General features: G+C 33.2%; 5 protein-coding genes. All 5 read right to left on the bottom strand.

Going from position 1 to position 6,931, the window contains the following annotated elements; translation table 11 throughout:
* Positions 1 to 580 (bottom strand): hypothetical protein (locus A3849_RS29980; protein WP_218619280.1); only part of this gene is annotated, 580 nt, incomplete at its 3' end.
* Position 581: 1 nt separating this feature from the next.
* Positions 582 to 1,691 (bottom strand): class I SAM-dependent methyltransferase, encoded by a 1,110-nt coding sequence (locus A3849_RS29985; protein WP_074114726.1) that lies wholly within the window; start codon positions 1,689 to 1,691, stop codon positions 582 to 584.
* Between the two features lies 1 nt (position 1,692).
* Positions 1,693 to 2,895, bottom strand: coding sequence for an ABC transporter ATP-binding protein (locus tag A3849_RS29990; protein ID WP_074114727.1), 1,203 nt, complete (start codon positions 2,893 to 2,895; stop codon positions 1,693 to 1,695).
* Positions 2,896 to 2,904: 9 nt separating this feature from the next.
* The gene (locus A3849_RS29995; protein ID WP_083613730.1) at positions 2,905 to 5,235 is read right to left on the bottom strand and encodes a glycosyltransferase; all 2,331 of its coding nucleotides are present in this window, start codon (positions 5,233 to 5,235) and stop codon (positions 2,905 to 2,907) included.
* Positions 5,236 to 5,260: 25 nt separating this feature from the next.
* Positions 5,261 to 6,931, bottom strand: a 1,671-nt coding sequence (locus A3849_RS30000; protein WP_218619281.1) for a glycosyltransferase family 2 protein, incomplete at its 5' end; no start/stop codon positions are given.

Here is a 6,931-nt window from a genome sequence, read left to right on the forward strand (position 1 = left end):
GATATTTCCCTTTTAAAGCTTGACTCCCCTTCTTTGGAGATTCGTTGGGAATTCCAAATGGTACTATTCCGATTAAACTCGAAATATTCTTATTTATTTTATGATATAAAGCGGGATTAATTTTCTGATCAGAAAGCATTCCTAACCAATAATCTTTTTGTTTTTCTGATGCGCAATAAAAGAAATCGCCTCTATTGAGCTGTTCCTTTACAACTGTTACTGTTGTAAGGTATTTGATCTTACTTGCTAAACTACTATCGAGCCCTTCAAGGTTTTCTAAATGAAAGGGATCATATAAATCAATACCTATTGCTTTGTCAAAATACTTTATAAAGGGATACTTCCAAAGAGTCAATCCCTGTAATAACACCACATCACAAATTTTGAGGCTTTTAATCAGGTTTGTAACGGTAATTCTCTTTATGGTAATTTCTTGATTCACTAAAGAATCGTCATTAGGCACAAGCAGAGTTACATTATTATTCACTGATAATTGTTTGGATATTTCCCAGTATCTAATCGATGGTCCAGACATATTTTTCCTAATGGCGGCAGGAGAAATAATCAGTATGTTCTTCATATTAATTTCTTCCCATTAATAATTTATACCATTTCCTCGCTTTAACATCGTCCAAGTCTCTTTTTAATATTCCGTAAGAATATTTCAATTCTTCAAAATCCGCTTTTTCTTTCTCAAGAATCTCTGCATTTTCTTTTTCTTTTCGAATAATTTCTTGTTCATATAGGACTATTTTATCTATATTCATTTTGTTCTTTTCATTCATTTCATTGATTATATTATTCAACTTTTCAAATTCATTTTTCAAATCCATATAGTTTTTTTCTAATTTCCTATAATCAATATCTTTAGTCTCCACCATTGATTCAATCCCATGACTATAGTCTATCTGCATCGTTAAGGTTTCTTTCTGGTGATTAATTGTTTTCTTCAGTTCTAAAATTTCCTCTTCCATCTTAGCTTTTTCAATAACGAACTCTTTTAATAAATTCTCTTCGGAGCAAACCTTAGATCTAACTATAAATTGGTAGGTATTTGCCTCAGGATTGTTTTTATATATATAATCAACGATATCCGGTGAAAAGCTAGAAACATCGATTGCAAATTCTGAAAATTGAGGATATATCTCTGTTTTACCGACAACACGTGCCATGTAGCCCGACTCTTCAAATAAATCAATAATTGTCTTTTTAGTATAAAGTTTCAGATGGGTATTATCTAAAAGTCCAATCTTCTGGTATTGAAATTTACCATCCAATAGATTTAGTACTATAGATGCATGTGCAACATTCGGAATAGACGAGAGTATTTCGCCATTTTCATTAAGTAGCAGTTTACACTTTCCCAAAACTTTCTCTGGATTCTTCAAGTGTTCTAAAACATCTGCAAAAATGATGTAGTCATACTTCCCCCAACTATTGAGAATATTGAAATCAATTAATTCCACATCCCCAACCAGCATCTTATCGCAGTATGCTTTTGCTAATTCCGCGTCTTGTTCGTTTATTTCAACACAATCTACAACACAGTTCTTTACCTCTTTTAATATCTTTGTCATATAACCAGATGCACAGCCAAACTCTAACACTCTAGAAGCATCACTTATAAGATTAATTATTTGAGAAGCAGAATTATCTACTGAAAGATCTACTTCATAGTTATATTTTGACACTTCATTCCACTTCCCATGTATGATTTAGTAGTACAATCCCTTCACCTTTATAACCACTACTTATAACATTAAAGGAGCCTAAGCCTGCCTTATAGTCTAACCGCCCTATGGCTTCCTTCTCGAAAAAACCAACATGAATATTATAGGTTCCAGGAAAAAGATTTAATTGATCATAATGCAGCATGATGCTGTTCTTCCCCAACTGAGGCATTATTACTTTTCCATCCAGCTTGGTGTTTAATCCACACACACTTGACCCATCCGGGCCAAAAATTGCAATCCCTGCTACTATTTCATCAATAGGCTTTAAAAGCTCATAGTGTATAACGACTGTCATTCCTTCATTAATTTCAAACTGCTGTTTTTTATGATCTGTTTTATAATCAAAAAAATCAGCATTTAAAATATTTAAAACTAAATCATTAGAAGTTGATTCTTCTTTCATATGTTTTGTATTAGTTACTACATCTTTTTTCAGCTTCATAAAATCTTCAAAGTGGGGAACTACTTGTATAGGATTGCCTTGTTCCTTTATTACTCCTTTATCAATCCATACCACGTAGTCACATATATTTTTCACAGAATAAGTATCATGTGAAACGTATATTATAGTTTTCCCATTCTTTTTAAAATCTTTAATTTTTTCAATACATTTCAATTGAAAATATAAATCACCTACTGCAAGTGCTTCATCAACAATCAATATATCAGGATCTACATTAATTGCCGATGCGAAAGCCAGTCTTACATACATACCGGAAGAATAGGTTTTGACAGGCTTGTGAATAAAATCCCCAATCTCAGCAAAACTTTCAATCGCAGGTAACCTAACGTCCATTTCTTCTTTTGTAAATCCTTGTATGGCGCCATTCATATAAACATTTTCTTTACCGGTAAATTCCGGGTTGAAACCCGCCCCTAACTCAAGTAACGCAGATATTTTCCCATCTACAGAAACCTCACCATTTGTCGGCTTCAAAATACCACAAATAAGTTGTAACAGTGTGCTTTTCCCGCTTCCATTTTCTCCAATTAGCCCTATTGTCTGCCCTTTAGGTATCTTCAAATCTATTTGCTTTAAAGCAGTGTAATTTTCAGAGAATTCTCTATTCTCATAAAATAGTTCTTTTAATCGATTAATAGGGTTGTTATAGGTTTTGAACCTTTTACTCACATTTTTTATTTCTACCGCATAGTTGTTCATAAACACACCTTATTTTCTATTTTTAAATTTTAGTAAATTCACAAGAATTTTCTTCCCATTACGCCCGATAACCTGGTTTTTTCTAAGATAGTTCAAGAATCTCCATCCAAGTGTATTGTAGATAGCTTGGAGTTGCTGATCTCTCAATTGCAGTTCTCTCTCAAGGTGTTCATTGGAATTATTGATAAGCGTTAAGCCTCTGTGTTTGACTTCATTCAATCTTGATTTTTCAATTAGAGATAATTCAAAAGAATGTACATTATCATTTATAAACCGCAAATATATATTTCTGTACTGTTCAGCCATTTGACTAGTATTAGTTGACTGCATATCTTTTTGATTTATATTTCCCCTCACAACCTCATATATGTCAGGACTATTGTGTATTTTCTTTATTTCCTCATAAATTGTTGTACTGGATAAATTGTCAACAATCCATCCTGTTTCATTATGAACTACTCGCATTCCTAATGCACCGCGATTGTTTACTAGAACAGGTATGCCTGCAGACCAAGTTTCAGATAATGTATACGAAAAGGTTTCCGGAACAGTTGATAACAAGCATACTAGATCGATATTCAATTCCTTAAGTAAAACTGATAAGTTATCTCTTTTATACGCACCAATTTTATAAATATGATCATTGTTCAACTCTTCCAATACCCTGTCGTGTATCTCACCTATTAAATACCAATTAACCGGAAAAGCCTTTTCCTTTTTACGGATTAAATCACTAATAATTTCGCTTCCTTTATGCTTTGCAAAATTACCTACGAAGGCAACATTAAATACTCTGTTTTCTTGAGACAAAATATCTACAGCAAGCTTTTCTTTAGTTCTTGTTTCAGAAATACCATGTTCGATAATTTTATATGGTATTCCAAGTTCCTTGACGTTAAACTCTCTATCAAAATATTCTACCGGAGAAGCTGATGGGAATATAATCAAATCTATTTTCTTCAAATTATTTTCAACTTCATTATGCCATTGTTCTCTAAACGGCGTTCCATATCCCATTTTATGATATAAACATTGGCTACATTTTTCCAGACTGATATTATCGTAACAATAATCCCCTTGGTAATCTAAAAGCAAAATTGAGGGGCATATTAAATGATAATCATGAACAGTGTAAAATAAAGGTACACCAAATTGTCTAGCTATATTAAAAACATCGAAGGTATGTCTCTGTAAATGATGAACGTGAATTAAATCGATAGAGAAACCTTGTATAATCGTTTCCAATACCTCTCTATATTTTTCTTGATAGAAGGTATGAGCCTCTAACGGAGTATCGATAAAAAAGTTAAAATTCACAGAAGTACCATTATTAAATTTTTTCAACAAAACCCGTGTGCCGCTAGTAGCAAGTGTATAGAATTCGATCTCCTCTATTTCTTGAATGAGATCATATACGTGATACTCTGTACCACCACGTTTAAATAACCAATCCTCATCAACTGTATTATGAGTTAGAAATAAAACTTTTTTCTTTGGCATTCTTGAGTAAGTGGTCAGTTGTTTTTTTATATTCTCTATTAATGGAAAAACTAAATTTGATGATAAGAAACTGTTAACGCGATCAAAGTAGTACGGGAACTTAGATCTAAGGACCTCAGAATTACGTGCAATCAAACCTTCTTTATCATCTTTAAACGACATTGAACCTTTATGATATATAAATGTAGCATCATCCAAAACGTTATTATAACCGTATTCAGTTACTCGGCAACAAAAATCATTTTCCTCACCATACCCTTTGGAGTAAGATTCATCATCAAATAGCCCTACTTTCTCAAGAACCTCTCGCTTAATAAACATACAGAAACCCACAGCAGTTGGAATACCCGGGTATTTCCTGAGCGAGATGTCTTCAATCATTGCAGCAAAGCTATCTATATCAAAGCCTTCAGGAATATCGTTATCTTGACCAAAATTAGGCACTGAGCATATCGTCCCATTGTTGGTGAATGGCGTAACAGTCGCAATTAATTCTGACGAATATGCGCAAGCAATGAGCTTCGCTAGCCATCCTTGAGTTACTATAGTATCACTATTTAAAAGTACAACATCATTTGTAGAAAACGACATCCCCTTATTAACAGTCTTAACGAAACCAAGATTTGATTCATTTATCAAACATATTATTCGGTCATCTTCTATAGCAATTTTATTAAGATAGGGTGTAATTCGTGGATCTGGACTAGAGTCATTTATTAATATAAGTCTATAGCTGTTCCCCGCAAGATTAGTTTGTATTGAACTCACACATTGAACCAAATCTTCATAAGCATTATAAATAGGGATGATTATATCAACAACCATTTCTTGCTCTTGCATTTTCCACACCGCTCTCTAATCACTTTTATAGTTTGATTTCAAATTTCCCCTCTACAATTTCCAAGTGGGGGTTTAGAAATTTGTCAGTCGCTTTTATTTTCAAAAGTTCCTCAGCTGGATTATTTTCAGAAGTAACAAACTCGATATATGGATTGTATATATTGAACGCCCCGAGTTTTTCCAATTCTATGTTCAAACTATTAAAGTCATAACTATCACGATTATTTTCCATATAGTTGTTTAATAATGCAGTTTTAAGAGTAAAACACGCATTGTAAGCAAAAGTAGTGAATTGCACCCTTCTAACTCTGCCCAAGTATCCTACATCATTTGATTCATCGTTGTGATTCGGATAACATTTCTTACCTTCTTGTATATATGCGCCAGCATATTGTATTTTCCCAGTAGAAGAAATAACCTTACCCGATACACAGCCAACATCTTTACGCTGAGAGTAAACTAACATTTTCTCGAGCCATTCAGGTTGATCTATTGAGATTGTATCTTTAATGAATAGAAGCTGTCCAAATGAGTCATGTATTTTAAGATACTTATGCATTTCTATGAGATAATTATTGTCCGTATATATCAGTAAAGAAATATCTTCCTCTAATGCAATTTGTGTATTGGACAAAAGAACTATCCGCGTATCATACAGAGAGGTCTGCTTTCTTATGAACTTCAACTTATCTTTAATAAATCTTTCATTTTCAGACTCCGTTAGCAAGAACACAATTATTGGATCACAGAGAGCTGTATGCTTAAATATCGGATGATAATTTCCGCGTATCATGCGATCTTCTTCCACACCCACACAGTTATAGCCTCTACGTATTAACGATTGTTGTAAGGCTATTCTGCCTCTATCATATGCATAACTCTTACTATTGACTTCAACCGCAGTAGATCCTGGAATCATTCTCCAATGATAAAGGATCTTGGGGATATGAGATATTTTATTAGTTTTCTCAGTAAATCGAAGTATTAAATCATAATCCTGAGCACCTTCAAAACCTTCGCGAAAGCCTCCAATTTCATCAATAATACTTTTTCTATAAACCCCTAAATGACCGACATACATGAACGAAAACAGCAGTTCAGAGTTCCAGTTGCTTTTAAAAGCCGGGTAAATTCTTTCTCCACTCATCGATTTCTTATCTTCATCCGAATATATCAAATCTAAATCTGGGTTCTCATTCAATCTTTTAACTACTTCCCATAGAGCATCCTCAGATAATTCATCATCGTGGTCTAAAAGCGCAACAAATTCACCACTTGCCAAATAAAGAGCCTCATTTGAGGCTTTTGAAATATGGGAGTTTTTCTTGAGTATTTTCACTTTAATATTATTATCTTGTTTCTGTAATAAGTATTTAGATATTTCAATATTAGTTGAACAATCGTCGACAATACAGAGTTCCCAATTCCCATAGAGTTGCTTTTCAACTGATTCAACCGCTTTTTGGAGCCACTGTAACTCCACATTATAAACAGGCATTAAAATAGAGATTTTGGGCTTATAGGTAAAACTTTTCTCTCGATTATTTGATTTATTTGCCTGCAGCCATTTTGAGTATATTTCGATACTATCTATATTATTTTCAAGTTTTCCTCTTCTCAAAATTCTATTTTTCAAAGATTTCACATAACGATAAATTAGTCTCATCACAGCTACTCCCGTTAAACTGTTTATTTG

The sequence above is a fragment of the Paenibacillus sp. P46E genome, assembly GCF_001909095.1.
GTDB lineage: Bacteria > Bacillota > Bacilli > Paenibacillales > Paenibacillaceae > Paenibacillus_AQ > Paenibacillus_AQ helianthi.